Below are 25,943 nucleotides of genomic sequence, written 5' to 3'. Positions count from 1 at the left end.
TCCGCCCGGCCCGCCGTTCGTCGCATCCGTGACCTGGGTAGACGGGCGAGGGAACCGGCGGCTCCCGAGTGACGGGGAACACATTCGGGTGACGCGATGATTTCCCGACCGCCCGGGCGTCAGTACCGGCGAGAACCCGATACGACCGAGGAAACGAGCAGAGGAGCGGCCGTGCGCATCGTGATCGTGGAGTTCAGCAGCCTGGACGGCGTCGTGCAGGCCCCCGGCGGCCCGGAGGAGGACACGGACGGCGGCTTCGCCCACGGCGGGTGGACCGGAGCCTACTTCGACCCGGAGGTCGTGGGCGGCACCTTCGACGAGGCGCTGAGCAAGGCCGACGCACTGCTGTTCGGGCGTCGCACCTGGCAGACGATGGCCGCCGCCTGGCCCGGCCGGGCCGGCGACCCCTTCGCCGACCGGATGAACTCCATCACCAAGTACGTCGTGTCGCGGACCCTGGGCGCATCCGACCTGAGCTGGGAGAACACCACGCTCCTGCCGGGCGACGAAGCCCTGGAGCGCGTGCGCGCGCTGCGCGAGAAGGAGGACGGCGACCTCGTGGTGATGGGGAGCTCCGCGCTCGCCCGCACCCTGCTGAGCGAGGGCCTGGTCGACGAGCTGCGGCTCATGATCATGCCGGTGCTCCTCGGCGGCGGGAAGTCGATCTTCCCGGAGGACGGCGGCAAGCGCCCCCTGAAGCTGGTGTCCCAGGCCGTCAGCCCCAACGGCGTACAGGTGTGCACGTTCCAGCCGGCCGAGTGAATCCCGGCCCGGCCGCCGTACCCCGGCCGCCCGCCGGGGGCGCGGACCCACGGACGCGGCCCCCACTGTCGCCCACGCCGCCCGGCAGGGGTACACGTTGCTGACCCGCAACCGAAAGGACTTCGGCTCCTACTTCCCGAGACTGGAGATCATCAGCCCGGAGGGCTGACCGGCGGCCGTCCGGCGGGGACGCGGCCGCAGCGGCCAGGGGCCGCCGTCAGCCGGTGACGACGAGGACGACGGCGGCGAGCGCACCCACCACCACGGGAACGAGGATCTCGTAGGCCCAGCGGACGGTCGGCTCGCCCTTCTTGCCCTCGTTGAGCTCGGCCAGCTCCCGAAGCGTGGCCACCGCCTCGTCGCCGGTGGCCTTGCTGGGGCTGCCGTCGTCGTCGCTCACGGCTCCGCCGCCCAGGCCGAACAGGCCGCCGGCGACATAGCCGCGCCCGGACTTCCCGGCCGCCCGGCGCTCGTTGCGGCGCTGGGCGACGCGGCGGGCGCGCAGGGAGACGGGGATCGCCCAGAGCTGGAACTTGCGGCTGTCCTCGACGACGAGCTCGTTGGAGAACACGGAGCGGATCGAGACGACGGCGCCCCAGGGCACGGTGATCGTGCGGAACGGGTTGCGGATGCGCACCGCGTCCGCCCCGGCGAAGACCGCCGGGCGCAGGGTGAACGCGACGACGAGGGGGACCAGGAAGAGCAGGAAGGCCGCGGCGGTGAGGGGAGAGCGGCCCTCACCGCGCAGCATCGCGTCGCCGCCGATCCACAGGACGACGCCGAGGAGCAGCGTCCCGCCCACGAGTGCGGCGGGAGATCGGTAGCTGCGGTCGGCGTAGGGCTGCTGCTCGCTGGTCATGGGACCGATTGTGCCCGACCGTCCGCATGGCGGACGTCTCGGTCCGGCATCTTTCGGCGCTCTCTCCTCTCCCGTCGCGCTCGCCCCACCGGCACCGTCCCTGGTGGCCACGGCCGACGAGCCGCATCGGCCCGCGCGGTGCCTGCGCGGGCCCGGCCGGGCGCCCCGCCGAGGGACAGCCGTGGCGCGACGCGGGGCGGGCCGGCGCGGGGAAGCCGGGCCTTCGCTGCACCGGGCGGAAGCCTCGCGGAGTGACCCCGGTCCGACCGGGCACTGGAAGGACGCAACGCGCGTAGATATGCTGCCCTGGTGACCATGCCGCTGAGCCCACCCCAGAACGCACTGGCCGATGTCACCGCGTCCGACGCCGCGCTGCGCCGCTTCCTGCACGGCCTGCCCGGCGTGGACGGAGTCGGCCTGGAAGCCCGTGCCGCCACCCTCGGCACCCGTTCCATCAAGACGACGGCCAAGGCGTACGCGATCGACCTGGCCATCTCGATGATCGACCTCACGACGCTGGAGGGCGCCGACACTCCGGGCAAGGTCCGGTCGCTGTCGGCGAAGGGCATGGCGCCCGACCCGACAGACCGGGAGACCCCCCGGGTCGCCGCGATCTGCGTCTATCCCGACATGGCGGGCGTCGCCAAGGCCGCCCTGGAGGGTTCGGGCGTGAAGGTGGCGTCCGTGGCCACCGCCTTCCCCGCCGGGCGGGCCGCGCTGCCGGTGAAGCTCGCCGACACGCGGGACGCCGTCGCCGCCGGGGCCGACGAGATCGACATGGTGATCGACCGGGGCGCCTTCCTCTCCGGCCGCTACCTCCAGGTCTTCGAGGAGATCCGGGCGGTGAAGGAGGCTTGCGGCACGGCGCGGCTGAAGGTCATCTTCGAGACCGGCGAGCTGTCCACGTACGACAACATCCGCCGCGTCTCCTGGCTGGCGATGCTGGCGGGCGCGGACTTCATCAAGACGTCGACGGGCAAGGTGGCCGTGAACGCCACTCCGCCGAACACGCTGCTGCTCATGGAGGCCGTGCGCGACTTCCGCGCGGCGACGGGCGTGCAGGTCGGCGTCAAGCCCGCCGGCGGCATCCGCACGAGCAAGGACGCCATCAAGTACCTGGTGATGGTCAACGAGACGCTGGGCGACGACTGGCTGTCGAACCACTGGTTCCGCTTCGGTGCCTCCAGCCTCCTCAACGACCTGCTGATGCAGCGGCAGAAGCTGCGCACCGGCCGTTACTCCGGCCCCGACTACGTAACGGTGGACTGATCATGGGTTTTGACTACGCACCCGCGCCGGAGTCGCGGGCGATCGTCGACATCGCCCCGTCCTACGGCCTGTTCATCGACGGCGAGTTCCGCGAGGCGGCGGGCGGGAAGGTCTTCAAGACGATCTCGCCGTCGAGCGAGGAAGTGCTCTCCGAGGTCGCCCAGGCCGAGGAGGAGGACGTGGACGCGGCGGTGGCCGCGGCCCGCCGGGCCTTCGCCTCCTGGTCCGCCCTGCCGGGCGCCGAGCGCGGCAAGTACCTGTTCCGCATCGCGCGCATCCTCCAGGAGCGCTCGCGGGAGCTGGCCGTGCTGGAGACGCTGGACAACGGCAAGCCGATCCGCGAGACGCGCGACGCCGACCTCCCCCTGGTGGCGGCCCACTTCTTCTACTACGCGGGCTGGGCGGACAAGCTCTCCCACGCCGGGTTCGGGCCCGACCCGAAGCCGCTGGGCGTGGCCGGGCAGGTCATCCCGTGGAACTTCCCGTTGCTGATGCTGGCCTGGAAGATCGCCCCGGCACTGGCCACCGGCAACACCGTGGTGCTGAAGCCCGCGGAGACGACGCCGCTGTCCGCCCTGTTCTTCGCCGACGTCTGCCGCCAGGCCGGGCTGCCCCGGGGCGTCGTCAACATCGTGACCGGTGACGGGCGCACCGGCGCCGCGCTGGTCGCCCACCCCGGCGTGGACAAGGTCGCCTTCACCGGTTCCACGGCCGTGGGCAAGGAGATCGCCCGCACGGTGGCCGGGACGCGCAAGAAGCTGACCCTGGAGCTGGGCGGCAAGGGCGCCAACATCGTCTTCGACGACGCCCCGATCGACCAGGCCGTCGAGGGCATCGTGAACGGCATCTTCTTCAACCAGGGCCAGGTGTGCTGCGCGGGCTCCCGCCTGCTCGTGCAGGAGTCGGTGCAGGAGGAGCTGCTCGCGTCGCTCAAGCGGCGCCTGGCCACGCTCCGCCTAGGCGACCCGCTGGACAAGAACACCGACATCGGTGCCATCAACTCGGCCGAACAGCTCGCCCGGATCACGGCGCTCGCCGAGACCGGTGAGGCGGAGGGCGCCGAGCGCTGGTCCCCCGCCTGCGAACTGCCCTCGTCCGGGTTCTGGTTCGCACCGACGCTGTTCACCGGCGTCTCCCAGGCGCACACCGTCGCCCGGGACGAGATCTTCGGCCCGGTGCTGTCCGTCCTGACGTTCCGGACGCCGGACGAGGCCGTCGCGAAGGCCAACAACACGCCGTACGGGCTGTCCGCCGGCGTGTGGACGGAGAAGGGGTCGCGCATCCTCGCCATGACCGCGAAGCTGCGGGCCGGAGTGGTGTGGGCCAACACGTTCAACAAGTTCGATCCGACCTCGCCGTTCGGCGGATACCAGGAGTCGGGCTTCGGCCGCGAGGGCGGCCGTCACGGTCTGGAGGCGTACCTCGATGTCTGAGCGACCTGAGCGGCTCGCTGTCCTCAAGACGTACAAGCTCTTCGTCGGGGGCAAGTTCCCCCGCTCCGAGAGCGGACGGGTGTACGAGGTGACCGACTCCAAGGACCGCTGGCTGGCCAACGCGCCCCTGGCCTCCCGCAAGGACGCCCGGGACGCGGTCGTCGCCGCCCGCAAGGCCTTTGGCGGCTGGTCCGGCGCCACGGCCTACAACCGCGGCCAGGTGCTGTACCGGGTGGCCGAGATGCTGGAGGGCCGCCGCGAGCAGTTCACCGCCGAGGTGGCGGCCGGCTCGGGCCAGTCCAGGGCCAAGGCGGCGGCCGAGGTGGACGCGGCCGTCGACCGCTGGGTCTGGTACGCGGGCTGGTCCGACAAGATCGCCCAGGTGGCGGGCGGCGCCAACCCGGTGGCGGGGCCGTTCTTCAACCTCTCCACCCCGGAGCCGACCGGCGTGGTGGCCGTCCTGGCCCCGCAGGACAGCACCTTCCTCGGCCTGGTGTCGGTGGTGGCCCCCGCCATCGTCACCGGCAACACGGTGGTCGTCGTCGCGGCCGAGCGGGCGCCGCTGCCCGCCCTGTCCCTCGCCGAGGTGCTGGCCACCTCCGACGTCCCCGGCGGCGTCGTCAACGTCCTGTCCGGGCGCACCGCCGAGCTGGGCGCACCGCTGGCGGCCCACCAGGACGTCAACGCGATCGACCTGGCCGGGGCCGACGAGGTGCTGGCCAAGGAGCTGGAGATCGCGGCGGCCGACAACCTCAAGCGCGTCCTGCGCCCGCGCGCCGGGCGCTGGACGGCCGACCCCGGCACCGAGCGGCTGCAGGCCTTCCTGGAGACGAAGACCGTCTGGCACCCCACCGGTTCCCTCGGTGCCGCCGGCTCCTCCTACTGACGTCCCGCGCCCCACGAGACGCCCCGCTCCCCCGCCGTCCGGGGAGCGGGGCTTGCGGCCTCCGGCCGCTCCGCCGAAGCGTTCACCTGCCGGTCGCTCTGGAGTGCCTGCTCGCCGCGTAGGTCACCCACAGGGTGTGCTTGTCCACGTCGACGGCGTACCAGACCCGGCCCCCGGACGTGACCCCGTACTGCCAGTGGCCTCTCGAAACACTCACGCGTGTTCCCGGGAGCCTGACCGCACAGATCCTCCCAGCCCTTGGCCGCCGCCTGGTCGGCGAAGCGCAGCTCCCCCTCCGCCTCGGCCGGTGGCGGTGCGACGCGATCCCCCCTCTTCGGTGTCACGCGGGCACCTCCGGCACGGGAACCGGACCACCGTCCCGGTCGACATCGGCCGGACGGCTCAGCCGGGCGCGGAGTTCCGGATCGGCAAAGATCTCCGCCGTGTGGCTCAGGCTGCGACGACCGAGTCCAACGGCGCGAAGACGCTGATCTCCGCGCTGGCACGCGCCGTGTCGACGAACTCGACCAAGAACTCCCGAACCGCGTCCTCCCGCAGGAAACGCACCCAGGGGAAAACGATGGCCACGTGGCGCTGTGCACCAGGTGGCAGGCCAAGCACAGGGCGTGCGGCTCAGCCGTCGAGGGCGTTGGTGACGGGGGCGGTGAGGCTGTCGAGGCTGGCGCCGCCCTGGGTGACGGGAGCGGCCACGGGCGCGGTGCTGACGGGCTTGAAGTCGGCGATCTGGGCGCCGACGGCGTTGTCGAGCGGGTCGACCCCGGTGCCGGCGAGGGCGTAGGGGCGCAGGGCGGTGACCGGCTCCAGGACGTGGCCGGCGGTGTCGGCCGCGGTGCCGACCGGGTCCTCTCCGATGACGTCCGCCTGGGCGGAGCCGGACGCCGCCCCGAGGGCGGCCGCCGCGGCGGCCGTGACGGTGAGCGCGGCACGCAGGCCGTGGCGGGTGCGGGGGCGGGCGTGAGCGGGCATCGGCACCAGTCCATCGTGGTTCGGTCGGGTGAGGGCGCGGACTCGGAGCGTAGTGGAGCCCGCGTCCGCTGTTCACCTTTTCGCCCCCGGGGGCTCACCCGTACGGGGTAATGCGGGACAATGGCGTCTCGTGACCGACTCCGCTCGTGTGATCCTGCTGACCGGCCCCTCCGGTTCCGGGAAGTCCTCGCTCGCCGCCCGCGCCGGCCTGCCCGTGCTCCGGCTCGACGACTTCTACAAGGAGGCCGGGGACCCGTCGTTGCCGCTCCTGCCCGGCGGCGGGACCGACTGGGACGCGCCGGGGTCCTGGGACGTCGAGGCCGCGCTGGCCGCCGTCCGTGAGCTGTGCGAGCGGGGACGGACGAGGGCCCCCGTCTACGACATCTCCACCAGCGCCCGCGCGGGCGAGGCCGAGATCGCGCTCGGCGCGGCCCGGCTGTTCGTCGCGGAGGGCATCTTCGCCGCGCAACTCACCCGCCGCTGTGCCGAACTGGACCTGCTGGCGGACGCGCTGTGCCTGCGCGGCCGTCCGTCGACGACGTTCCGGCGGCGGCTGCTGCGGGACGTGCGGGAGAGCCGCAAGCCGCTGCCCGTCCTGCTGGCCCGGGGCTGGCGGCTGATGCGCGCCGAGCCCGGGATCGTCGCGGGGCACGTGGCGCTCGGCGCGCACCCGTGCCGGGGCCCGGAGGCGCTCTCGCGCATCGCCGCGGCCGAGCGGACCCCGAGCCGGGTGTGACGTTCACCCCCGCGTGAGTGAACCTTCGGGCCGGTCTCCCGCGTCTTAGCCGCTGCCGCCGCCGTGACGAGAACCACCGGGGGGCGCGTGGCCGCGGACGACGGCCGTGTGCCATCGTTTCCGACGGTCCCCGCCCTGGCCGCGGGGGGCGGCACGCCCGAGAGGCCGACGCGCGGGCGGTCGGATCAACGGATCGAAACGGGGACGGGACGGGAAACGTGGGACACGTCAAGCGGGTGGCGTTGGGCACGGTCGGCGGTTTGCTGCTGGTGACGGGGGTGGCGCTGCTGGTGCTGCCGGGCCCGGGGCTGCTGCTGGTGCTGGCGGGCCTGGTGCTGCTGTCCCGCGCGGTGCCCGCCGTCGAGCGGTTCGTCGAGCCGGTGCGCGCCCGCGCGATGAAGGCTGCCGCCGACAGCGTGGCCTCCCCGCTGCGCATCGCCGGTTCCGTGCTGGCGGGCCTGGGTCTGCTGGCCTCCGGCGTCGTCGTCGGCCTCGGCCTGATCCCGCAGCTCCCGGTCTCCGGCTGGGCCGCGGGCGCCGGCCTCATCGTCTCCAGCGTCATCCTCTTCGCCCTGCTGGTGTGGAGTCACCGCGCGCAGCGTTCGGGCGTGAACGCCGCCCCGGCGGCTGACGGTGTGCCCGCGCCCGCGACGGAGCTGGCCACCGAGCGCTCCGCCTGACGCACGCTCTCCCGGCCGCCGATCCGACTTCCGGACGGCGGCCGTTGCCGTGGCCGTCCACGTCCCCCGCGCCTACCGTGGGCCCCGACGGGCCGACGCGACGACGGAACGACGGGACGACGATGGTGGGACACGTCAAACGTGTGGTGCTGGTGACGCTCGGCGGCGTGCTGGTGCTGGCCGGGATCGCGATGCTCGTCCTGCCGGGCCCCGGACTGCTCGCGGTGTTCGCCGGAATGGTGCTGCTGGCCCGGGCCGTCCCCGCGCTGGAGCGGCACGTGGAGCCGGTGCGGGCACGGGCGATGGAGGCGGCCGAGCAGAGCGTGTCGTCGAGTTGGCGGCTGGCCTGGTCCTCGCTCGTTGGGCTGGCCCTGATCGGCGCCGGGGTGGCCTGGGCGCTGGTCCCGGGGCTGCCGCTGGGCAGCTGGAGCGCGGGCACGAGCCTGATCGTCTCGGGCGTCGTCCTGTGGGTGCTCCTGGCGTGGAGCTACCGCCGGGTGCGGGCGGAGCGGGCGCGGACCGCGGGCGCCCCCACACGGGGCGCGGCGTCCGACCCCGGGGGGCGCCCCGCCACAGGCGACGAGGGGCGTCCCGCCACAGGCGACGGGCGAGCGCGTCGGAACCGGCCCTGAACGCGGGGTCCCGCCGAGGCCGGCCCTGAACGCGGAGAACGGGCACGGCCGGACCCCCCCGGTCGGCCGCACCCGTGTTCTCCCCCTCGTTCCCCCGTTGTTCCCCCGTGTCCCCCTCTTCCCCTCGTGCTCCCCCGTTCCCCCGTGCGCGCTCCCCCCTGCGCGCCCTCGGCGATCCGGTCTCAGGCGACCAGCTCGTCGAAGCATTCACGCTGGTCCCGTCCCTGGGCCAGCACCTCGTCGTCACGCAGTCGGCGCAGCGAGCGCCAGATGCTGCTCTTCACCGTGCCGACGCTGATGTCGAGGATGTCGGCGATCTCCGGGTCCGTGCGGCCCTCGTAGTAGCGCAGCACGAGCATGGTCCGCTGCACCTCGGGCAGCCGGGCCAGGGCCTGCCACAGGACGGCGCGCAGCTCGGTGCCGCGCATCGCGTCCACGTCGCCGGTGGACGGCGTCTCGGGCAGCTCCTCCGTCGGGTACTCGTTGAGCTTGCGCCGGCGCCACGCGCTGATGTGCAGGTTGGTCATGGTGCGGCGCAGGTAGCCGCCGACGGCGGCCTTGTCGCTGATCCGCTCCCAGGCCCGGTAGGTGGAGAACAGCGCGCTCTGCAGCAGGTCCTCCGCCTCGTACCGGTCGCCGGTGAGGTGGTAGGCCGTGGCGAACAGGGCGGAGCGGCGCTCCCGCACGTAGGCGGTGAACTCGGCCTCGGAGATCGAGTTCCCGGGCAACGCGGGACGGCTCGCCCCGGCCGCCGTCGCGCCCGTCGGCCGGGCCTCCGGCGCGGGGACGGCGGTGAGGTGAGCCTGGCGCTGCCGTCCGGTGCCGCGAGCGCACCCCCGCCCGCTCACGGCACCGGAGTTCTCGACGGCGTTGCGTCCCGGATTCCGCTGCGCGGGAACCGCGGAGGCGTGGCGACGCGTGTGACGTACTGAGCTGCCGTTCCCGGCGGACGGCGCCGTCGTTCCGGTGTGGCCGCCCAGCTCACGCAGTGCTGTCATCTCGCGCCTCCTTCGTTCAAGCCAGCGGATCGCTTGCCGTGTGAAGAACACACTGCCGGGCCAGTTTCATGACGGAGTCCTCCGACTGTCACAGCGGTGTCACAAGCCCCGGAACCCCGTGCGGGGGCGGGCGCGGGGCCGCGTGGAGGCCGTGCGCAGCGGTCCGGGAGACCGGACGGTCGAACTTGTACGGCCGAATGGGCCAGAATGACGCGCGTGCCTTTCCTGTTGCTGATCGAGGATGACGACGCAGTCCGTACCGCTCTGGAGATGGGTCTGACCCGCCAGGGCCACCGTGTGGTGACCGCCGCCTCCGGCGAGGACGGGCTCAAACTGCTGCGCGAGCAACGACCGGACCTGATCGTGCTCGACGTGATGCTGCCCGGGATCGACGGGTTCGAGGTCTGCCGGCGCATCCGCCGCACCGACCAGCTCCCGATCATCCTGCTGACCGCACGCAGCGACGACATCGACGTCGTCGTGGGCCTGGAGTCGGGTGCCGACGACTACGTCGTCAAACCGGTGCAGGGGCGGGTGCTGGACGCGCGCATCCGGGCCGTGATGCGCCGCGGCGAACGGGAGGCCAACGACTCGGCGACCTTCGGCGCGGTCACCATCGACCGCGCCGCGATGACGGTGACGAAGAACGGCGACGACCTCCAGCTCACCCCGACCGAGCTGCGGCTGCTGCTGGAGCTCAGCCGCCGCCCCGGGCAGGCGCTCTCGCGGCAGCAGTTGCTGCGCCTGGTGTGGGAGCACGACTACCTGGGCGACTCCCGGCTGGTGGACGCCTGTGTCCAGCGCCTGCGGGCGAAGGTGGAGGACGTCCCGTCCTCGCCGACCCTCATCCGTACCGTGCGGGGTGTCGGGTACCGGCTGGACGCGCCCCAGTGAGGCGTCGCCCCGGCCGGGTGCGGCACCGGCTGGGCGGGATACTGCCGAGCCTGCGGCTGCGGCTCGTCGTGGTGTTCGCGGTGACGGCGCTGTCCGCGGCCGTCGCGGTCAGCGGCATCGCCTACTGGCTCAACCGGGACGCCGTCCTCACCCGTGCACAGAACGCCGCGCTGGGCGACTTCAGCAAGATGCTGGGTGACCACGCGGGCACGCTCCCGCCCGACCCGCGCTGTGACCAGCTGCGGGACGCGGCCAACGCGATGGCCGACACCACGCAGAACTACCAGGTGCTGCTGATCGACCAGCAGCGTGACGGCGTGCGCTGCGTGGTCACCTCGGATGACGGCTTCACCCTCGACGACGTCCCGGGCAAACTGCAGGACGCGGTGAGCGAGGTGCGGCCGCTCACCGCGGCCAACACGGCGCCCTACCACCTCTACTGGCAGCGCGTCACCCAGGACGACACCCCGTACCTCGTGGCGGGGGCGACCGTCATCGGGGACGGGCCGACCGGCTACCTGTTCAAGTCGCTGGAACCCGAGCAGGACGATCTCAACTCCCTGTCCTGGTCCCTGGCGATCGCCAGCGCCTTCGCGGTACTGGGCTCGATACTGCTGGCGCAGGCCGCCGCCTCCACGGTGCTGCGGCCCGTGCAACGGCTCGGGGACGCGGCCCGGCGGCTCGGCGAGGGGCGGCTGGACACCCGGCTGACGGTCTCCGGCACCGACGAGCTGGCCGACCTCTCCCGGACGTTCAACTCCGCGGCCGCCTCGCTGGAGCGGCGCGTCGAGGATCTGAGTGCCCGGGAGCAGTCGAGCCGCCGCTTCGTGGCAGACATGTCACACGAGCTGCGCACCCCGCTGACGGCCATCTCCGCCGTGACGGAGGTGCTGGAGGACGAGCAGGACAACCTCGACCCGATGATCGAGCCCGCGGTCGCGCTCGTCGTCAGCGAGACCCGCAGGCTGAACGAGCTGGTCGAGAACCTGATGGAGGTCACCCGCTTCGACGCGGGCACGGCCCGCCTGGTGCTGGACGACGTGGACGTCGCCGAGCAGGTCATGGCCTGCATGGACGCCCGCGCGTGGCTGGACGCCGTCGAACTCGACGCCCCGCTGGGCGTGCGGGCCCGGCTGGACCCGCGCCGGCTCGACGTCATCCTGGCCAACCTCATCGGGAACGCGCTCAAGCACGGCGGCTCCCCGGTGCGGGTGTCCGTGTGCACCGAGACGGGGGACGACGGAGCCGAGCTGGTGACGATCGAGGTGGCCGACCGCGGCCCCGGCATCCCCGAAGAGGTGCTCCCCCACGTCTTCGACCGGTTCTACAAGGCGAGCGCCTCGCGGCCGCGTTCGGAGGGCAGTGGCCTCGGGCTGTCCATCGCCCTGGAGAACGCCCACATCCACGGCGGGGAGATCACCGCGCGGAACGCTCCGGGAAGCGGTGCCGTCTTCACGCTGCGGCTGCCCCGGGACACCAGCGGGCTCACCCCGCGCGAAGACGACGAGGGCGACGAGGACGACGAGGGCCGGGCCCACGGCCCGGGCGAGGGCGGGCCGGGCACGGGCCACCGGGAGGACGGCGGGCCGGGCCGGGGTGACGAGAAGGACGGGGAGGATCGCAGGTGAACGGGGCGAGGGGCCGCCGCACGGCCGAGGCGCCACGCACGGTCGAGGCGCGCCGCGCGGCGGCCGCGGGCCGCGGCGTGGCCGGGGTGCGCCGGGGCGTGGCGGCGCTGCTGGCGGGCGTGGCCCTGGCGGGGTGCGGCATCCGCGCCACCCCGGTGCCGGTGGACGCCGGGTCCGCGCCGAGCCGGGTCGCCTGCGGGGTCCGCGGCGGCGCGAGCGGCGTCCCGAGCGAGGGCGCCAGCGAGGTACGGATCGCGCTGGTGTGCAGCGGCCGCGTGGTGGACGTGCGGCGGCGGCTGGAGCTGCCCTCCGGAGACGGGGGCAGGGACCGGGTCGAGTTGGCCCGCACCCTCCTGCGGGAGCTGCGCCGCGACCCCCGCGACGTGGAGGTGGCGGCCGGCTTCACCACCGCGGTCCCCGACGACCTGCTGGTCGAGGGGCCGGCGGCGGGCGACGAGCGGGCGGCGCTGCGGCTCAGCCGACCGCCCTCCGCGTTGCCGAGCTTCGCCCTCGCCCAACTGGTCTGCACGTTCGCCGACACCCAGCTCGCGGACAGCGGCCGGGGCGTCCTGCTCGGCGGACCGGCCTTCGGCACCGGGGCCGGCGCGGCCGAGGGCAGCGAGTTGCGGCGCTACGAGTGCAGCACCGCGCTGCGCACCCGGACCGAGACGGCCGAATCGGCGGGCGTGCCACTCTGACGGCTGCCGCCCGGAACCGCAAGGGCGCAGCCGGGCGTCGTTCTGCTCGTGCCCCACGAGGAACCCCACCGCCGCACCGGCCGAGCCGAAGGCCGAGCCGCCATCCGCCTCCGGACCACGGGGCGCGTCGTCCTCGGCGGATATCTGCTCGCCGTCGGCCTGGCCACGCTGCGCCCGCGCACGGTGCCCTGGGTCGAGCCGGCGAACCTGACGCCGTTCGACACCATCCGCTCCGTCTGGCTCGGTGGGGCGGCCGAGGCCGTGCTCTCGCTGGGCACGGGCCTGCTGCTGCTCGCCCCGCTCGGCGTCCTGCTGCCGCTGGCCGCCGGGATGCCGGCGCCGCGGGTGCTGACCTTCGTCCGGACCGTTTCGGTGACGGCGGTGCTCTCCCTCGGTATCGAGGTGGCCAGGACGACCGTGCCGGGCCAGAGCGCCGACGTCGACGCCCTGATCCTCAACGCCACGGGCGCCGGGCTCGTGCACGCGCTGCTGTACCCGGTGGTGCGGCGCCGGGTGCGGCGGGCGGTCCGCACGTCCGCCGCCGAGGGGGACGGTGACGAGGGCGAGGGGCCGGCGGGGGGCGGCCGCGCCGCGCTCCGGCGCCGGGAGGAGCCGTCCGGCCGTGGGGTGCCGTCCCGGGGCGAGGGGCCGATTCCGGCCCCCGGCCGCGGCGGTCCCCGCAGTCCGGCGGGGGTCGGGACCGGCGTGTAGGCGGTCGTCCGACGGTCCGCAGCCGGGTCCCGGGGCTGTCGCGACCGGACGCCAGGTCGTTGTGAACGGCGAGACGCCGTGGGAGGGCGGACCGGGTGTGGTCCGCCCTCCCACGGCGTGTGGTGTTCCCGCTGCCGGGCCCGGGGTCTCCGGGGCCCGTGGGCTCAGAGGGGGAGCGGGCCCGTGAGGCCACCGAGGTCCCCGGTGGGGAGTTGGCCGCCGATCAGGTTGTCGGTGGACAGGGCGCCCGAGAGCTGGTCGGTGGGGAGGCCGCCGCCCTGCAGCGCGCGGGGAGCGGCCTGGCCGCCGGTGAGCTGGTCGGTGGGCAGGCCGCCGGTGAGCTGGTCGGTCGGCAGCCCGCCGGTGAGCTGGTCGGTGGGCAGGCCGGAGCCCGCGAGGTCGCCGAGGACCGGCAGCCCGCCGAGCAGGCCGCCGACCGGGTCCTGCCCGTTCGGCACCGCGCGGTCGGTGGTCTGCTGGACCGCTCCGGCGGCCTGCTGGAGGTCGCCGGGAAGGCCCATGACGCGGTCCTCCACGCTGAGGTTCTGCGGGTCCGCCGCGGCGTCCAGCAGGGCGTCGGTGGGTCCGGCGGCGGAGGCGGTGCCCGCCGCGGAGGCGGCGATGACGGCGCCGAGTGCGGCCACGCCGAGAGTCTTCCTGGGGGTTCCCTTGCTCATGGTCAGCAGAACCTAGTGAGCACCCGGAGCGGGCGGCAAACACCGGGGGCGGGCGGGGCGGTGCTCGCGGGGCGGTTCCCGCAGGGTTCCCGGGCCCGCCCCGCAGGGGCGAGGTCAGCCCTGGTAGCGCGAAGGATCGCTGGTCAGGGAGCGCTCGGCGGCGGTCTCGCGGAACAGCCAGGCGGACTTCAGCTCGGCGTACCCCGGCTTGATCACGTCGTTGATCATCGCAAGACGTTCATCGAAAGGGATGAACGCGGACTTCATCGCATTGACGGTGAACCACTGCATGTCATCGAGCGTGTAGCCGAACGCCTCGACCAGGTGGCCGAATTCGCGGGTCATGCTGGTGCCGCTCATCAGCCGGTTGTCGGTGTTGACGGTGACCCGGTAGTGCAGCTTGCGCAGCAGCCCGATGGGGTGCTCGGCGTAGGAGGACGCGGCGCCGGTCTGGAGGTTGGACGTGGGGCACATCTCCAGCGGAACGCGCTTGTCCCGCACATAGGCCGCCAGCCGCCCCAGCTCCACGGTGCCGTCGTCGGCGATCTTCATGTCGTCGGTGATGCGGACGCCGTGGCCCAGCCGGTCCGCGCCGCACCACTGGAGGGCCTGCCAGATGGAGGGCAGTCCGAACGACTCCCCCGCGTGGATGGTGAAGTGGTTGTTCTCCCGCTTCAGGTACTCGAAGGCGTCCAGGTGCCGGGTGGGCGGGTAGCCGGCCTCGGCGCCGGCGATGTCGAAGCCCGCGACGCCGTCGTCCCGGAAGCGGTTGGCCAGCTCGGCGATCTCCAGCGCCCGGGCCGCGTGCCGCATGGCGGTCAGCAGCGCGGCGACGCGGATGCGGTGGCCCGCCTCCCGGGCGCGCCGCTCACCCTCGCGGAAACCCTCGTTGACGGCCCGGACGACCTCCTCCAGGCTCAGCCCGCCCTCCAGGTGCTGCTCGGGGGCGTAGCGGACCTCGGCGTAGACGACGCCGTCGGCGGCCAGGTCCTCCGCGCACTCGGCCGCCACGCGCACGAGGGCGTCACGGGTCTGCATGACGGCGACGGTGTGGGCGAACGTCTCCAGGTAGCGCTCGAGGGAGCCGGAGTCGGCCGCCTCGCGGAACCAGCGCCCCAGCGCCTCGGGCTCGCTTACCGGCAGCCGGTCGTAGCCGGCGTCCCGGGCCAGGTCGACGACGGTTGCCGGGCGCAGCCCGCCGTCCAGGTGGTCGTGCAGGAGCACCTTGGGCGCGCGGCGGATCTGCTCCTCGGTGGGCTGGGTGGTGAAGGTCTCGCTTGTCATCTTCGTACTCTACGCCTACGCGCGTAGATAGTGCGAGAGGAGCAGGTCGCACCGGGGTGACGACGAGGCGCCACCCCGGTGTCGGCGGGTCAGCGCAGGTTCAGCGTCGCGGCGAACTGCTCGGCCATGCCCCGCTCCCCGAGGGCGTTGGGATGGACCGGCACGTAGTTGAGCGAACCGAAGGCGGGCTCGATCCAGCGGGTGCCGAGGGGCTGGCACGCGTCGTGCCCCTCGGAGGCGGCGGACTGGTCGACGTAGACGGCCCCGGTGGCCTTCGCCGCCCGCTCGACCGCGTCGTTCAGCGTCGTCTGCAGGTCCCGCAGGTAGGGCACGTCGCCCCTGGCGATGGGCATGAACGGGAAGCAGCCCCCGGTCGGCGGCAGCAGCCACGGGTACCCGGAGATCGCCACCCGCGCGTCGGGTGCCTTCGCCCTGACCGTCTTCAGGGCCTCGACGACGTTCGCGTAGGTGCTGGTGCGCACCGCGTCCTCGAACGTGTCCCCGTAGATGTTCTGGCACGGACTGCCGTGGCCGAAAGTGAGGAGGCCCGCCGACCCGCAGGCCAGCACGGCGCTGATGAAGGTGTTGTTGTCGTTGCCGCCGATGGTCATCGTGACCAGGTCGGTCTCCTCGGACAGCGCGTCGGCCTGCGGCGCCACGCCCGGGAACTGGGAGCTGGTGAAGTGGCTGGTCTGCGCCCCGCCGCAGCTCACGTCGGTGAGGGCGTGGCCGTACTCCTCGGCCAGGGTGTGGGCGTAGTTCGCGGCCGCCTGGGTGCACAGCGGGTTGCTGCCCTCGGCGAGCGGCAGGATGCCGGAGCCGGCGCTGAAGCTGTCGCCGAGGTTGACGTGGTCGACGGGGGGCGGCGTGGCGGACGCGGCGTTCGGCACCGTGAGGGCGGCGAGTCCGAGCGCCGCCGCGGCCAGCAACCCGGCTCTGCGCGGACGGCGTACGTGCGGCATGGGGACACCTTTCGGACAGTTCACTGTGGGGACCGCCCCGCGAGGGGGCGCGACGGTTCGGGCCCGGCGAACCGCGAGCCACCGCCCCGCGGCGGAGCGGTAGTTACTGACCGGTCAGTTCGTCCATCATCGAGCCGCCGCCCCCGCACCGGCCCTTGGCATGCGCACAGACTTCCGCGCCGGGACGTTGTGACCACTCCCAAGACGGCCGCGCACCGTGGACGCGGGCGGGCCCGGCCAGCAGACTCTGCGGAGACCGGGCCCGCACGGACACCACCACCGTCACGGCCGCAGGCCGACCGCAGCCCCGAGAGAGCGCGAGGACCGCATGACCGACGCGAACACGCCACCGCCCGCCCACTTCTCGGACCACCAGTCGCTGATCTACTTCAACGGCGCCTTCCTCAAGGAGCGGCCCGCGCTCACGACGGACCTGGCGAACCTGGAGGTCCACGCGGCCGAGAAGCTCGACGGCGCGGCGCTCGGCTACATCGTCCCCAGCGCCGGGAGCGGCTCGACCGCCCGGGCCAACGTGGCGGCGTTCGAGCGCTGGCGCGTCGTTCCCCGGATGCTGCGCGACCACGCCCGGCGGGACCTGTCGGCGACCGTCCTCGGATCCGGGCTGCCCGCGCCCGTGCTGCTCGGGCCCGTCGGCGTGCAGAAGCTCGCCCATCCCGAGGGGGAGCTGGCCACGGCACGCGCGGCCGCCGCTCTCGGGCTGCCCTACATCCACTCCACCCAGGCCAGTCACTCGATCGAGGAGGCGGCGGAGGCGAGCGGGCCGGGGCCGCGCTGGTACCAGCTCTACTGGCCCCGGGACCCGGAGCTGTGCGTGAGCCTGCTGCGGCGGGCCCGCGCCGCCGGCTACACCCACCTGGTCATCACCCTGGACACGACGATGCTCGGCTGGCGCCCGGCCGACCTCGACCGGGGTTACCTGCCCTTCCTCCAGGGCGAGGGCATCGCCAACTACACCTCCGACCCCGTCTTCCGGCGGCGGCTGGAGAAGGAGTCCGGTACCGCGGACGCCGACGCGGGCACGGCCGGGCTCGTCTTCGCCGACGTCTTCCCCAACACCGGGCTGAGCTGGGACGAGCTGCCCTTCATCCGCGAGCACTGGGACGGCCCGGTGGTCCTCAAGGGCATCCAGTGCGTCCCGGACGCCGAACTCGCCGTCGAGCACGGGATGGACGGCATCGTCGTCTCCAACCACGGCGGCCGTCAGATCGACGGGGCCATCGCCTCCCTCGACGCGCTGCCCGCCATCGCGGAGGCCGTCGGCGACCGCACGACGGTCCTGTTCGACTCCGGCGTACGCACCGGCGCCGACGTCTTCAAGGCCCTCGCCCTCGGCGCCGACGCCGTCCTCCTCGGCCGCCCCTACCTGTACGGTCTCGCGCTGGCCGGGCAGGCGGGCGTCGAGCACGTCCTGCGCTGTCTGCTCGCCGAGTTGGACCTGACGCTCGGCAACGCCGGCTACCGCAGTCACCGCGAGCTGACGCCCGAGGCGCTGTGGCACACCGCCTGACGCGGCGCCGGGCCTGGCCGGGCGAGGCCGTCCGGCACTTCGATACGCAACGGTGACTGCCGATGCGGGCTTCCCTCACCGGGATGTCTGCCATCGTTGCCCCATGGATGGCCAAGCACCGCCCCAGCGGGACGCCCGGCTCGGCCGACCGCTCGGGACGACGGGACGGGTCGAGGGTGTCCTCCTGCTGCTGCCCGGCGGCGTCCCGCACTCGACGCGGCGGGCCTCGCCGCTGGCCGCCGCGGGCTCGCTGGGACTGGCCCGGCAGGCGGCGCGGGCGGCCAGGCGCCTCGGCGAGGGGCTGACCGCACACGTCGTCCACTACCGCTACCAGGGGTGGAACGGCCCCTCCGCGCACCCGGTGGCCGACGCCTCCTGGGCGCTCGACGAACTCGTGCAGCGCTACGGCGACGTGCCCGTCTGCCTGGCCGGGACCGGGCTCGGCGGGCGGGCCGCGCTCCGGGCCGCCGGGCACCCGGCCGTCGTCTCCGTCGTCGCGCTGGCCCCGTGGCTGCCGGAGGAGCCCGACGCGGACGAGGAGCCGGTCGAGCAGTTGACGGACCGCCAGGTCCTCGTCGTCCACGGCACCAACGACCGGCGCTCGGACCCCGAGCGCTCCTACCGTCTCGCCGAGCGGGCCCGGAAGGCGGGCTCCCGCGTCTGCCGTTTCGAGGCGCACACCGACGGGCACGCCCTGCGCGAGTACCGGGCCGAGGTCTTCGCCCTGGCCACGGACTTCGTCCTGGGCACCCTGTGCGCCCAGGACTTCGCCCGCCCCGTCCACGACGCCCTCGCCGCCCCGCCGCCCCTGGGCCTGCGCATGCCGTTGGCCTCCGGGTTCGGCGGTTCCTGAGCCACGGCGCGGCTCAGGCCAGCAGCCGGCCGCGCCGGGTGAGGAGGAACCGCTTGAACGCGGCCACCGGCGGGGTGTCGGGCTGGCCGCCGAGCCAGGCGACGCCGATCTCCCGCACCGCCCGCGGCGCGGTCACCGCGAGCTCCACCAGCCCGGGCCGGGGCACGGCCGCCGGTGGCAGCAGAGCCACCCCGAGCCCCGCGGCGACCAGGCCGCGCAGCGTCTCCGCCTCCTCGCCCTCGAAGGCGACCCGGGGCGTGAACCCGGCCTCGGCGCACAGAGTCTCGAAGATGCGCCGCATGCCGTAGCCGGGCTCCAGGGTGATGAACGGCTCATCGGCCGCCTCGGCGAGCCGGACGCGCTTGCGGCGGGCGAGCCGGTGGTCGTCCGGGACGACGAGTCGCAGCCGCTGCTCGTCCAGGCGCCGGGTGACGAGGTCGGGGTCGTCCGGGACGGGCGAGGTGAGGCACAGGTCGAGGGTGCCCTCGCGCAGCCGCTCCAGCATGGCCTCGCCGTAGTTCTGCACGAGCGCGAACCGCACCCTGGGGTGGTCGGCCCGGAAGGAGCGGATCAGGCCGGGTACCGTCTCCGAGCCGAGCGTGTGCAGGAAGCCGAAGGCCACCTTGCCCGTGGTCGGGTCGGCGTCTGCGCGCACCGCCTCCGCGGCCTGTTCGACGGCGGCGAGCGCCTTCTCCACCGAGGCCCAGAACGTGCGACCGGCCGGGGTGAGCGAGACCGTCCGGCCCCGCCGGGCCAGCAGGGCGACGCCGAGGTCCTCCTCCAGACGGGCGACGGCACGGCTGAGGGTGGACTGCGGCACCGCCAGCTCCCGCGCCGCCCGGGTGACGTGCTCGTGCCGGGCGACCGCCGTGAACTGGGTCAGGCGCGGAGCCAGCAGGGCTGCCCAGGACTCGGCGTCGATGTCGGCCAGTGTTGCCTGAATGTCTTTTTCGTTGCCTGGTGGTGACACTGGCCGTCCTCAGCTCTGCTTATGCGTCAGTGGATCGATTCTCGCATCGTTGTGCATTGGACGCATGAATGTGGCGCTGCGTAGGTTCGAGACATGCCTTCCGTCGATACCGGGGCACCCGTCACCCCGGGTGCCTCTCAGCCGTCGTCCCCCGCCACCGCCGCCGCCCGCTCCGGCCGCCACCGGGCCCGCGCCAACCTCGCGCTCTTCGCCCTGGGCCTGGCCACCTTCGCCCTCCTCTTCTCCACCCAGGCACTCCTGCCCGCCCTCTCCGCCGACTTCGCGGTGACCCCGGACGCGGCCAGCTGGACGATCTCCGCCGCCACGATCGCCCTGGCGGTGTGTGTGCTGCCGCTGAGCATGCTCTCGGAGCGCTTCGGACGGCAGCGGCTGATGACGGTGTCCGTGACGGTCGCGGTGGGCCTCGCCCTGGCGCTGCCCTTCGCCCCCGACCTGGGCTGGCTGATCGCGCTGCGGGCCGTGCAGGGCGCGGCCATCGCGGGCGTACCGGCCTCGGCGATGGCCTACCTGTCCGAGGAACTGCCGCCGAAGGCGCTGGTCGGCGCCATCGGGCTGTTCGTCGCGGGCAACAGCGTCGGCGGCATGTCCGGCCGCATCGTCACCGGCTGGGTCGCCGAGGGCCACGGCTGGCGCGGCGGGCTGCTGGCCGTCGGTGTGCTGGCCGCCGTGTGCGTGGTCGTCTTCCGGCTGCTGCTCCCCAGGGCCCGCAACTTCACCCCCGCCCCGCTGGAGCCCCGGGCCCTGGCCCGCACGGTGCGCGGCCACCTGGCCAACCCGCTGCTGGTTCGGCTGTACACGATCGGGCTGCTGCTCATGGCCGTCTTCGGGGCCGTCTACACCGTCGTCGGCTACCGGCTGGTGGCCGAGCCGTTCGGGCTCTCCCAGGGGCTGGTCGGCTCCATCTTCGCCATCTACCTCGTGGGCACGGTGTCCTCGGCGGCGGCCGGCAAGCTGGTCGCCCGGCTGGGCCGGCGCGGCACCCTGTACCTGGCCATCGGCACCACCGCGGCCGGGCTGCTGCTGACGCTCTCCGCCGAGCTGGCCGCCGTCCTGCTGGGCCTGGTCCTCGTCACCGCTGGCTTCTTCGCCGGGCACGCCACCGCCTCGTCCGCCGTGAGCCGCACGGCCACGACGGCCCGCGCGCAGGCCTCCGCGCTCTACCAGATGGCGTACTACGTGGGCAGCTCCCTGGGCGGCACGCTCGGCGCGCTCGCCTTCCACGGCGGCGGCTGGGCGGCCACCATCGCCCTCTGCCTGGTGGCCCTGGCAGCCGCCACCGGCGTCACCCTCTACGCCACCCGCCGTGCCCTCCGGCTCGCCGCGGCCTGACGGGACGCCGGCCGTCGGGACTCCCCCCGGCGGCCGGCCGTCCTCTTCACGGGGAGGCCGCCGCCTTCTCCCGGCCGGAGGCGCTGCCCCGAACGGGCTCGCACTTAACGGAACACGTCGGGCATAACGGATACGCTCGCCGGGTTGGGTCCGCGATCCCGGCTGGAGGAACCCCATGCCCGACGTCACCACGCCCTACGCCCAGGGCACGCCCTGCTGGATCGACCTCATGGTGCCGGACCAGCAGGCCGCCCTGGACTTCTACCGCGACCTGTTCGGCTGGCAGGGCGAGATCGGCCCGCCCGAGACCGGTGGCTATTCCGTGTGCGCCCTGGGGGGCAGGCCGGTGGCGGGGATCATGACGGCGATGAACCCGGACGGCAGCCGCCCGGACCCGCCCCCGCCGCCCGTGTGGACGACGTACCTGGCAGCCCGGGACGTGGACGCCACCGGTGCCGCCGTCACCGCGGAGGGCGGCACGCTGATCATGCCGCCCATGGACGTCATGAGCCTGGGCCGGATGGCCGTCGTCCAGGACCCGACGAACGCGGTGTTCGGCCTGTGGCAGGCCCGGGACTTCCCCGGCTTCGGGGTCTCCGGCGAGCCGGGGGCGGTCGTGTGGAGCGAGCTCAACACCGGGGACACGGACACCGCGGCCGACTTCTACGGCTCGGTGCTGGGCATCGGCGCCAGCACGATGAAGGGCGCCGAGGGGTACTTCTCCCTGAACGTGGAGGGCACCTCCGTCGGCGGCATGCAGGGCCTCGACCAGCTCGGCCCGGACGTGCCCTCGCACTGGCTGACGTACTTCGCCGTGGACGACGTCGACAGCACCGTGGACGCCCTGGTGCGGGCGGGCGGCTCCGTGCTGAAGCCGCCCTTCGACATGATGGCCGGCCGGATGGCCGTCGTGCAGGACCCGCAGGGCGCGGCCTTCGCCGTCATCGCGCCCGTCCCGCCCGAGGCGGCGTAGGCGACGGGCCGCACCACGCCGCCCCGCGCCCGTCAGTCCACGCGGCCCAGCACGATCGGGGCCGGGGTGAAGGCGCCGCCGACCTCGACGGCGCCGTCCAGGGCGGCCAGGGCGTAGTCGAAGGCGGCGGGCGTGTCGGTGTGCAGGGTCAGCAGCGGCTGGCCCTCGCGCACGGTGTCGCCGGGCTTCGCGTGCAGCTCGACGCCGGCTCCGGCCTGCACCGGGTCCTCCTTGCGGGCCCGGCCCGCGCCCAGCCGCCAGGCGGCGACGCCGACGGCGTAGGCATCCAGCCGGGACAGCGCCCCGGAGGCGGGGGCCGGGACGACGTGGCGCTCGCGGGCGGTGGGGAGCGGGGCGTCGGGGTCGCCGCCCTGCGCGGTGATCATGCGGCGCCAGCAGTCCATGGCGGAACCGTCGGCCAGCGCCCGGGCCGGGTCGGCGTCGGGCAGTCCGGCGGCGTCGAGCATCTCGCGGGCCAGCGCCAGCGTCAGCTCGACCACGTCCTGCGGTCCGCCGCCCGCCAGCACCTCGACGGACTCGCGGACCTCCAGCGCGTTCCCGGCGGTCAGCCCGAGGGGGGTGGACATGTCGGTGAGCAGGGCGACGGTCTTCACGCCGTGGTCGGTGCCGAGGCCGACCATGGTGCGGGCCAGCTCGGTGGCGTCGTCGAGGTTCTTCATGAACGCCCCCGAGCCGACCTTGACGTCCAGGACGAGGGAGCCGGTGCCCTCGGCGATCTTCTTGGACATGATCGAGCTGGCGATCAGCGGGATGGCCTCCACCGTGCCGGTGACGTCCCGCAGGGCGTAGAGCTTCTTGTCGGCCGGGGCGAGCCCGTCCCCGGCGGCGCAGACGACGGCGCCGACGTCGCGCAGGACGTCGAGCATCTCCGCGTTGGAGAGCAGCGCCCGCCAGCCGGGGATGGACTCCAGCTTGTCGAGCGTGCCGCCGGTGTGGCCGAGCCCGCGTCCGGAGAGCTGCGGGACGGCCGCGCCGCAGGCCGCGACGAGCGGCGCGAGCGGCAGGGTGATCTTGTCGCCGACGCCGCCGGTGGAGTGCTTGTCGGCGGTGGGGCGGGGCAGCGAGGAGAAGTCCATCCGCTCGCCGCTGGCGATCATCGCGGCCGTCCAGCGGGCGATCTCGGCCCGGTCCATGCCGTTGAGCAGGATCGCCATGGCCAGGGCGGACATCTGCTCGTCCGCCACGTCACCCTGGGTGTAGGCGTCGATGATCCAGTCGATCTGCTCGGGGCTGAGGGTGCCGCGGTCACGCTTGGTGCGGATGACGGAGATGGCGTCCATGCGGGGTTCCTTCGCGGGGCGTCGAGGCTCGGGCTGACGGCGGGCCGGGCCCCGGCCCGCGCGGGGCGGGGCCGGCCCGGCGGCGCGTCAGCGTTCCAGGTCGTGCGGGCCGAAGGCGTCGGGCAGCAGCTCGGCCAGGGGGCGGACGCCGCCGGGGGTGTCGACGGCGAGCGCCGGGCCCCCGTGCTCCCACAGGAGCTGGCGGCAGCGTCCGCAGGGCATGAGCAGGTCGCCGTTGCGGTCGCAGCAGGTGAAGTGGGTGAGCCGGCCGCCGCCGGTGGCGACGAGCTCGGAGACGAGTCCGCACTCGGCGCACAGGGCGACGCCGTACGCGGCGTTCTCCACGTTGCACCCGCTGACCGTCCGGCCGTCCTCGACGAGGGCCGCGGCGCCGACGGGGAAGCCGGAGTAGGGGGCGTAGGCCCGGGACATGGCGTCCCGGGCCAGCTTCCGCAGCGCCTCCCAGCCGGGGGCGGGCGGCTCGGCCGGGGTCACTTGCCCTCGCCCTTGCGGTAAGGCCGGCCGTTGGCCTTCGGCATGCGCAGCCGTTGCGCGGACAGGGCCAGCACGAGCAGCGTCGCCACGTAGGGGGCGGCGGAGACGAACTGGCTGGGTACCTCGTCCACGGACAGGTAGTAGGCGAACAGCCCGAGCCCGGTGACGCCGGCGACGAGCGCGGTGACCCACTTCCTGCGGTAGATCTCCCAGACGACCGCGAGGGCCAGCAGGATGGCCAGGAACAGCAGGAGCGCGTGGACGTTGGTGCCGCCGCCGCGCAGGTTGAGGCTGTCGGCGTAGCCGAAGAGGCCGGCGCCCATGGCCATGCCGCCGGGCATCCAGTTGCCGAAGATCATCGCGGCGAGGCCGATGTAGCCGCGTCCGCCGGTCTGGCCCTCCTGGTAGATGTTGGCCGCGACCTCGGCCAGGAAGACGCCGCCGAGCCCGGCGAAGCCGCCGGAGATCATCACCGCGAGGTACTTGTACTTGTAGACGTTGACGCCGAGGGACTCGGCGGCCGTCGGGTTCTCACCGCAGGAGCGCAGCCGCAGCCCGAAGCTGGTGTGCCACAGCACCCACCAGCTGAACGGCACCATCAGCAGCGCGACGACCGTCAGCAGGGAGAGGTTGGTGACGAGACCGCCGACGATCCCCGCGAGGTCGGAGACGAAGAACCAGTGTTCGTTGTTGAGGTCGCGCATCCAGTCCGAGAGCCCCGGCACGGTGATGCTGGTGATCGAGTCGATCGGCGGGGACTGCTTCTCGGTGCCGCCCTCCATCGTGTCGAAGGTGAATTTCGACAGGTAGCGGGTGACGCCGACGGCGAGGATGTTGATCGCCACACCGGAGACGATGTGGTTGACGCCGAAGGAGACGGTGGCGATGGCGTGGATCAGCCCGCCGAGCGCGCCGCCGACGATGCCGAAGACGACACCCGTCCACGGGCCCCACTGCACACCGGCCCAGGCACCGAACCACGTGCCGAGGATCATCATGCCCTCGAGGCCGATGTTGATCACGCCCGCGCGCTCGGCCCACAGGCCGCCGAGCCCGGCGAGGCCGATCGGGACGGCCAGGCGCAGGGCGGCGGAGACCTGCCCGGTGGAGGTGATGCCGTTGGCGTCGGTGATCAGCCGGACGGCGGAGAACAGCGCGAGACCGGCCGCGATGACCAGCATCCACTGGGCGAGGGTCAGGCTGCGTCGGTCCGCGCGCTGGTGGGGCGACGGCCCGGGCGTCGGCTTGGTCCTGACGACGGTGCTCATGCCGAGGCCCCCTTGCTCAGGTTCTGGCTGTTACCGCCGGCGGCGCCCGCGGCCTGGGCGGCGAGTTCCTCGCCGACCCGCTGTTGCTGGCGGCGCAGGCCCCAGCGGCGCACCGCCTCGTAGCTGACGACGACGGCGATCACGATCAGGCCCTGCATGATCGTGGCGATCTCGCGCTCGTAGCCGTTGAAGTCGAGCGTCTGGGACGCGATGTCGAGGAAGGCGATCAGCAGGGCGCCGAGGGCGATGCCGACCGGGTGGTTGCGGCCGAGCAGCGCGATGGTGATGCCGGTGAAGCCGACGCCGACGGGGAAGACGAGGCTGTAGGTGTGGGAGTCGCCGAGCAGCACCGGCATGCCCGCCATGCCCGCGACGGCGCCGGAGATCACCATGGAGGTGAAGACCATCCGCTTGGCGTCGACGCCGCTGGCCGCCGCCGCGCTCGGGCTGGCTCCGGTGGCCCGCAGGTCGAAGCCGAAGCGGGTGCGGTTCAGGACGAGCCAGTAGAGGACGCCGAGGAGGACGGCGACGACGATGAAGCCGTAGACGACGCCGCCGTCCCCGGTGTCGAAGCCGGGGAACCAGCCGGACTCGGGGATCAGACCCGTCGTCAGGTTGTTGCCGCGCTGCTCGCCGAACTGGGCGGGCAGGATCAGGTAGGCGATGATGCTCGTCGCGATGGCGTTGAGCATGATCGTCGAGACGACCTCGCTGACCCCGCGCGTCGTCTTGAGGATGCCCGCGATACCGGCCCAGAAGGCGCCGGTGAGCATCGCCACGAGGACGATCGCCGTCACGTGCAGCGGTGCGGGCAGCTCGATCGCGGCGCCGACGATGGCGGCCATCACGGCGGCGAGCCGGTACTGGCCGTCCACACCGATGTTGAACAGGTTCATCCGGAAGCCGACGGCCACCGCGAGCGCCGCGATGTAGTACGTCGTGCTCCGGTTGAGGATGTTGACCTGGATGTCGGCGTTGCCCGCGTACTCCACCATCAGGATGTACGGCTCGACCGGGTTGCGGCCGGAGAGCAGGAGCACCACCGAGGTCAGCAGGACCGCCACGCCGAGGGCGAGGACGGGGCCCCCGAACGCCATGATCAGGCGGTC

28 protein-coding genes are annotated in these 25,943 nt (G+C 73.6%); 15 read left to right on the top strand and 13 right to left on the bottom strand.

Annotated elements, in window-relative coordinates; translation table 11 throughout:
- Nucleotides 1-171 precede the first annotated feature (171 nt).
- The gene (locus tag O7609_RS16510) at nucleotides 172-762 is read left to right on the top strand and encodes a dihydrofolate reductase family protein (protein ID WP_269736203.1); all 591 of its coding nucleotides are present in this window, start codon (nucleotides 172-174) and stop codon (nucleotides 760-762) included.
- A 217-nt stretch (nucleotides 763-979) separates the two neighbouring features.
- On the opposite strand, the gene O7609_RS16505 is transcribed toward O7609_RS16510, so the two are convergent.
- Nucleotides 980-1,621: a PH domain-containing protein gene (locus tag O7609_RS16505; protein ID WP_269736204.1), complete on the bottom strand. Its 642-nt coding sequence runs from the start codon at nucleotides 1,619-1,621 to the stop codon at nucleotides 980-982.
- 315 nt (nucleotides 1,622-1,936) lie between these two features.
- Here O7609_RS16505 and deoC point away from each other — a divergent pair, with 315 nt between their 5' ends.
- Genes deoC through O7609_RS16490 form a run of 3 tightly spaced genes read left to right on the top strand, consistent with a single transcriptional unit; the run spans nucleotide 1,937 to nucleotide 5,209 of the window.
- The gene (deoC, locus tag O7609_RS16500; RefSeq protein ID WP_269737231.1) at nucleotides 1,937-2,890 is read left to right on the top strand and encodes a deoxyribose-phosphate aldolase; all 954 of its coding nucleotides are present in this window, start codon (nucleotides 1,937-1,939) and stop codon (nucleotides 2,888-2,890) included.
- A gap of 2 nt (nucleotides 2,891-2,892) precedes the next feature.
- Entirely contained in the window at nucleotides 2,893-4,323 is a 1,431-nt protein-coding gene (locus O7609_RS16495; protein ID WP_443072142.1) for an aldehyde dehydrogenase family protein, read from the top strand.
- A complete protein-coding gene (locus O7609_RS16490) occupies nucleotides 4,316-5,209 on the top strand; it encodes an aldehyde dehydrogenase family protein (protein WP_269736205.1) in 894 nt (297 codons plus the stop codon). The genes O7609_RS16495 and O7609_RS16490 overlap by 8 nt, the downstream gene beginning before the upstream one ends.
- A gap of 82 nt (nucleotides 5,210-5,291) precedes the next feature.
- Here O7609_RS16490 and O7609_RS16485 read toward each other — a convergent pair whose 3' ends face one another.
- From O7609_RS16485 to O7609_RS16475, 3 genes are all read right to left on the bottom strand, one after another.
- The gene (locus O7609_RS16485) at nucleotides 5,292-5,426 is read right to left on the bottom strand and encodes a hypothetical protein (RefSeq protein WP_269743797.1); all 135 of its coding nucleotides are present in this window, start codon (nucleotides 5,424-5,426) and stop codon (nucleotides 5,292-5,294) included.
- A 233-nt stretch (nucleotides 5,427-5,659) separates the two neighbouring features.
- Nucleotides 5,660-5,797: a hypothetical protein gene (locus O7609_RS16480; RefSeq protein ID WP_269743796.1), complete on the bottom strand. Its 138-nt coding sequence runs from the start codon at nucleotides 5,795-5,797 to the stop codon at nucleotides 5,660-5,662.
- Nucleotides 5,798-5,842: 45 nt separating this feature from the next.
- Nucleotides 5,843-6,196 (bottom strand): hypothetical protein, encoded by a 354-nt coding sequence (locus O7609_RS16475; RefSeq protein ID WP_269744368.1) that lies wholly within the window; start codon nucleotides 6,194-6,196, stop codon nucleotides 5,843-5,845.
- A 130-nt stretch (nucleotides 6,197-6,326) separates the two neighbouring features.
- Here O7609_RS16475 and O7609_RS16470 point away from each other — a divergent pair, with 130 nt between their 5' ends.
- The 3 genes from O7609_RS16470 to O7609_RS16460 all read left to right on the top strand — a co-directional run bounded on the left by O7609_RS16470 (nucleotide 6,327) and on the right by O7609_RS16460 (nucleotide 8,244).
- Entirely contained in the window at nucleotides 6,327-6,932 is a 606-nt protein-coding gene (locus tag O7609_RS16470; RefSeq protein ID WP_269736208.1) for a uridine kinase family protein, read from the top strand.
- A gap of 218 nt (nucleotides 6,933-7,150) precedes the next feature.
- Nucleotides 7,151-7,612 carry a PGPGW domain-containing protein gene (locus O7609_RS16465; RefSeq protein WP_269736209.1) on the top strand — a complete coding sequence of 154 codons (462 nt, stop codon included), beginning with the start codon at nucleotides 7,151-7,153 and terminating at the stop codon, nucleotides 7,610-7,612.
- 122 nt (nucleotides 7,613-7,734) lie between these two features.
- Nucleotides 7,735-8,244, top strand: coding sequence for a PGPGW domain-containing protein (locus O7609_RS16460; RefSeq protein ID WP_269743795.1), 510 nt, complete (start codon nucleotides 7,735-7,737; stop codon nucleotides 8,242-8,244).
- 182 nt (nucleotides 8,245-8,426) lie between these two features.
- On the opposite strand, the gene O7609_RS16455 is transcribed toward O7609_RS16460, so the two are convergent.
- The gene (locus O7609_RS16455; RefSeq protein ID WP_269736211.1) at nucleotides 8,427-9,242 is read right to left on the bottom strand and encodes a SigE family RNA polymerase sigma factor; all 816 of its coding nucleotides are present in this window, start codon (nucleotides 9,240-9,242) and stop codon (nucleotides 8,427-8,429) included.
- A 216-nt stretch (nucleotides 9,243-9,458) separates the two neighbouring features.
- On the opposite strand from O7609_RS16455, the gene O7609_RS16450 reads away from it, so the two are divergent.
- From O7609_RS16450 to O7609_RS16435, 4 genes are read left to right on the top strand one after another with little or no spacing between them, the layout of a single operon-like run.
- A complete protein-coding gene (locus O7609_RS16450) occupies nucleotides 9,459-10,136 on the top strand; it encodes a response regulator transcription factor (protein WP_269736212.1) in 678 nt (225 codons plus the stop codon).
- Nucleotides 10,133-11,764 carry a sensor histidine kinase gene (locus O7609_RS16445; protein ID WP_269736213.1) on the top strand — a complete coding sequence of 544 codons (1,632 nt, stop codon included), beginning with the start codon at nucleotides 10,133-10,135 and terminating at the stop codon, nucleotides 11,762-11,764. The genes O7609_RS16450 and O7609_RS16445 overlap by 4 nt, the downstream gene beginning before the upstream one ends.
- Nucleotides 11,761-12,462: a hypothetical protein gene (locus O7609_RS16440; RefSeq protein ID WP_269736214.1), complete on the top strand. Its 702-nt coding sequence runs from the start codon at nucleotides 11,761-11,763 to the stop codon at nucleotides 12,460-12,462. Before O7609_RS16445 ends, O7609_RS16440 begins: the two co-directional genes overlap by 4 nt.
- A 48-nt stretch (nucleotides 12,463-12,510) precedes the next feature.
- Complete coding sequence (locus tag O7609_RS16435; RefSeq protein WP_269743794.1) at nucleotides 12,511-13,173, top strand: VanZ family protein; 663 nt, start codon at nucleotides 12,511-12,513, stop codon at nucleotides 13,171-13,173.
- Nucleotides 13,174-13,337: 164 nt separating this feature from the next.
- On the opposite strand, the gene O7609_RS16430 is transcribed toward O7609_RS16435, so the two are convergent.
- The 3 genes from O7609_RS16430 to O7609_RS16420 form a co-directional block, all read right to left on the bottom strand.
- Entirely contained in the window at nucleotides 13,338-13,850 is a 513-nt protein-coding gene (locus O7609_RS16430) for a hypothetical protein (RefSeq protein WP_269736216.1), read from the bottom strand.
- Between the two features lie 114 nt (nucleotides 13,851-13,964).
- Nucleotides 13,965-15,134, bottom strand: coding sequence for an adenosine deaminase (locus O7609_RS16425; protein WP_269736217.1), 1,170 nt, complete (start codon nucleotides 15,132-15,134; stop codon nucleotides 13,965-13,967).
- An 89-nt stretch (nucleotides 15,135-15,223) separates the two neighbouring features.
- Nucleotides 15,224-16,096 carry an SGNH/GDSL hydrolase family protein gene (locus O7609_RS16420; protein WP_269743793.1) on the bottom strand — a complete coding sequence of 291 codons (873 nt, stop codon included), beginning with the start codon at nucleotides 16,094-16,096 and terminating at the stop codon, nucleotides 15,224-15,226.
- A 328-nt stretch (nucleotides 16,097-16,424) separates the two neighbouring features.
- Between O7609_RS16420 and O7609_RS16415 the strand changes: the two genes are divergently transcribed.
- Nucleotides 16,425-17,624 carry a lactate 2-monooxygenase gene (locus O7609_RS16415; RefSeq protein WP_269736219.1) on the top strand — a complete coding sequence of 400 codons (1,200 nt, stop codon included), beginning with the start codon at nucleotides 16,425-16,427 and terminating at the stop codon, nucleotides 17,622-17,624.
- Between the two features lie 103 nt (nucleotides 17,625-17,727).
- A complete protein-coding gene (locus O7609_RS16410) occupies nucleotides 17,728-18,477 on the top strand; it encodes an alpha/beta hydrolase (RefSeq protein ID WP_269736220.1) in 750 nt (249 codons plus the stop codon).
- A 13-nt stretch (nucleotides 18,478-18,490) separates the two neighbouring features.
- On the opposite strand, the gene O7609_RS16405 is transcribed toward O7609_RS16410, so the two are convergent.
- Nucleotides 18,491-19,447 (bottom strand): LysR family transcriptional regulator, encoded by a 957-nt coding sequence (locus tag O7609_RS16405; protein WP_269743792.1) that lies wholly within the window; start codon nucleotides 19,445-19,447, stop codon nucleotides 18,491-18,493.
- A 93-nt stretch (nucleotides 19,448-19,540) separates the two neighbouring features.
- Here O7609_RS16405 and O7609_RS16400 point away from each other — a divergent pair, with 93 nt between their 5' ends.
- A complete protein-coding gene (locus O7609_RS16400; protein ID WP_269743791.1) occupies nucleotides 19,541-20,797 on the top strand; it encodes an MFS transporter in 1,257 nt (418 codons plus the stop codon).
- 175 nt (nucleotides 20,798-20,972) lie between these two features.
- On the top strand, nucleotides 20,973-21,770 hold the full coding sequence (locus tag O7609_RS16395; protein WP_269743790.1) for a VOC family protein: 798 nt from the start codon (nucleotides 20,973-20,975) through the stop codon (nucleotides 21,768-21,770).
- 32 nt (nucleotides 21,771-21,802) lie between these two features.
- On the opposite strand, the gene O7609_RS16390 is transcribed toward O7609_RS16395, so the two are convergent.
- The 4 genes from O7609_RS16390 to O7609_RS16375 form a co-directional block, all read right to left on the bottom strand.
- Nucleotides 21,803-23,071: a thymidine phosphorylase gene (locus tag O7609_RS16390; RefSeq protein ID WP_269736224.1), complete on the bottom strand. Its 1,269-nt coding sequence runs from the start codon at nucleotides 23,069-23,071 to the stop codon at nucleotides 21,803-21,805.
- An 87-nt stretch (nucleotides 23,072-23,158) separates the two neighbouring features.
- Nucleotides 23,159-23,566, bottom strand: a complete 408-nt coding sequence (locus O7609_RS16385; RefSeq protein ID WP_269736225.1) for a cytidine deaminase — start codon at nucleotides 23,564-23,566, stop codon at nucleotides 23,159-23,161.
- Nucleotides 23,563-24,834: an ABC transporter permease gene (locus O7609_RS16380; RefSeq protein ID WP_269736226.1), complete on the bottom strand. Its 1,272-nt coding sequence runs from the start codon at nucleotides 24,832-24,834 to the stop codon at nucleotides 23,563-23,565. The genes O7609_RS16385 and O7609_RS16380 overlap by 4 nt, the downstream gene beginning before the upstream one ends.
- Nucleotides 24,831-25,931 (bottom strand): ABC transporter permease, encoded by a 1,101-nt coding sequence (locus O7609_RS16375; RefSeq protein WP_269737234.1) that lies wholly within the window; start codon nucleotides 25,929-25,931, stop codon nucleotides 24,831-24,833. Before O7609_RS16375 ends, O7609_RS16380 begins: the two co-directional genes overlap by 4 nt.
- Between the last annotated feature and the right edge of the window lie 12 nt (nucleotides 25,932-25,943).

Origin of the sequence: Streptomyces sp. WMMC1477, assembly GCF_027460245.1 — a bacterium.
Lineage (GTDB): Bacteria > Actinomycetota > Actinomycetes > Streptomycetales > Streptomycetaceae > Streptomyces.
Note: the sequence above shows the minus strand (reverse complement) of the source record. Positions and strands in the feature narration are given on the sequence as shown.

What these genes read in the sequence shown, in the direction of transcription:
- O7609_RS16505 (WP_269736204.1), bottom strand. Translation starts at nt 1,621, where the DNA reads ATGACCAGCGAGCAGCAGCCCTACGCCGACCGCAGCTACCGATCTCCC.
- deoC (WP_269737231.1), top strand. Translation starts at nt 1,937, where the DNA reads ATGCCGCTGAGCCCACCCCAGAACGCACTGGCCGATGTCACCGCGTCC.
- O7609_RS16495 (WP_443072142.1), top strand. Translation starts at nt 2,893, where the DNA reads ATGGGTTTTGACTACGCACCCGCGCCGGAGTCGCGGGCGATCGTCGAC.
- O7609_RS16490 (WP_269736205.1), top strand. Translation starts at nt 4,316, where the DNA reads ATGTCTGAGCGACCTGAGCGGCTCGCTGTCCTCAAGACGTACAAGCTC.
- O7609_RS16475 (WP_269744368.1), bottom strand. Translation starts at nt 6,196, where the DNA reads ATGCCCGCTCACGCCCGCCCCCGCACCCGCCACGGCCTGCGTGCCGCG.
- O7609_RS16460 (WP_269743795.1), top strand. Translation starts at nt 7,735, where the DNA reads ATGGTGGGACACGTCAAACGTGTGGTGCTGGTGACGCTCGGCGGCGTG.
- O7609_RS16455 (WP_269736211.1), bottom strand. Translation starts at nt 9,242, where the DNA reads ATGACAGCACTGCGTGAGCTGGGCGGCCACACCGGAACGACGGCGCCG.
- O7609_RS16430 (WP_269736216.1), bottom strand. Translation starts at nt 13,850, where the DNA reads ATGAGCAAGGGAACCCCCAGGAAGACTCTCGGCGTGGCCGCACTCGGC.
- O7609_RS16425 (WP_269736217.1), bottom strand. Translation starts at nt 15,134, where the DNA reads ATGACAAGCGAGACCTTCACCACCCAGCCCACCGAGGAGCAGATCCGC.
- O7609_RS16420 (WP_269743793.1), bottom strand. Translation starts at nt 16,096, where the DNA reads ATGCCGCACGTACGCCGTCCGCGCAGAGCCGGGTTGCTGGCCGCGGCG.
- O7609_RS16415 (WP_269736219.1), top strand. Translation starts at nt 16,425, where the DNA reads ATGACCGACGCGAACACGCCACCGCCCGCCCACTTCTCGGACCACCAG.
- O7609_RS16410 (WP_269736220.1), top strand. Translation starts at nt 17,728, where the DNA reads ATGGATGGCCAAGCACCGCCCCAGCGGGACGCCCGGCTCGGCCGACCG.
- O7609_RS16400 (WP_269743791.1), top strand. Translation starts at nt 19,541, where the DNA reads ATGCCTTCCGTCGATACCGGGGCACCCGTCACCCCGGGTGCCTCTCAG.
- O7609_RS16395 (WP_269743790.1), top strand. Translation starts at nt 20,973, where the DNA reads ATGCCCGACGTCACCACGCCCTACGCCCAGGGCACGCCCTGCTGGATC.
- O7609_RS16390 (WP_269736224.1), bottom strand. Translation starts at nt 23,071, where the DNA reads ATGGACGCCATCTCCGTCATCCGCACCAAGCGTGACCGCGGCACCCTC.
- O7609_RS16380 (WP_269736226.1), bottom strand. Translation starts at nt 24,834, where the DNA reads ATGAGCACCGTCGTCAGGACCAAGCCGACGCCCGGGCCGTCGCCCCAC.
- O7609_RS16375 (WP_269737234.1), bottom strand. Translation starts at nt 25,931, where the DNA reads ATGGCGTTCGGGGGCCCCGTCCTCGCCCTCGGCGTGGCGGTCCTGCTG.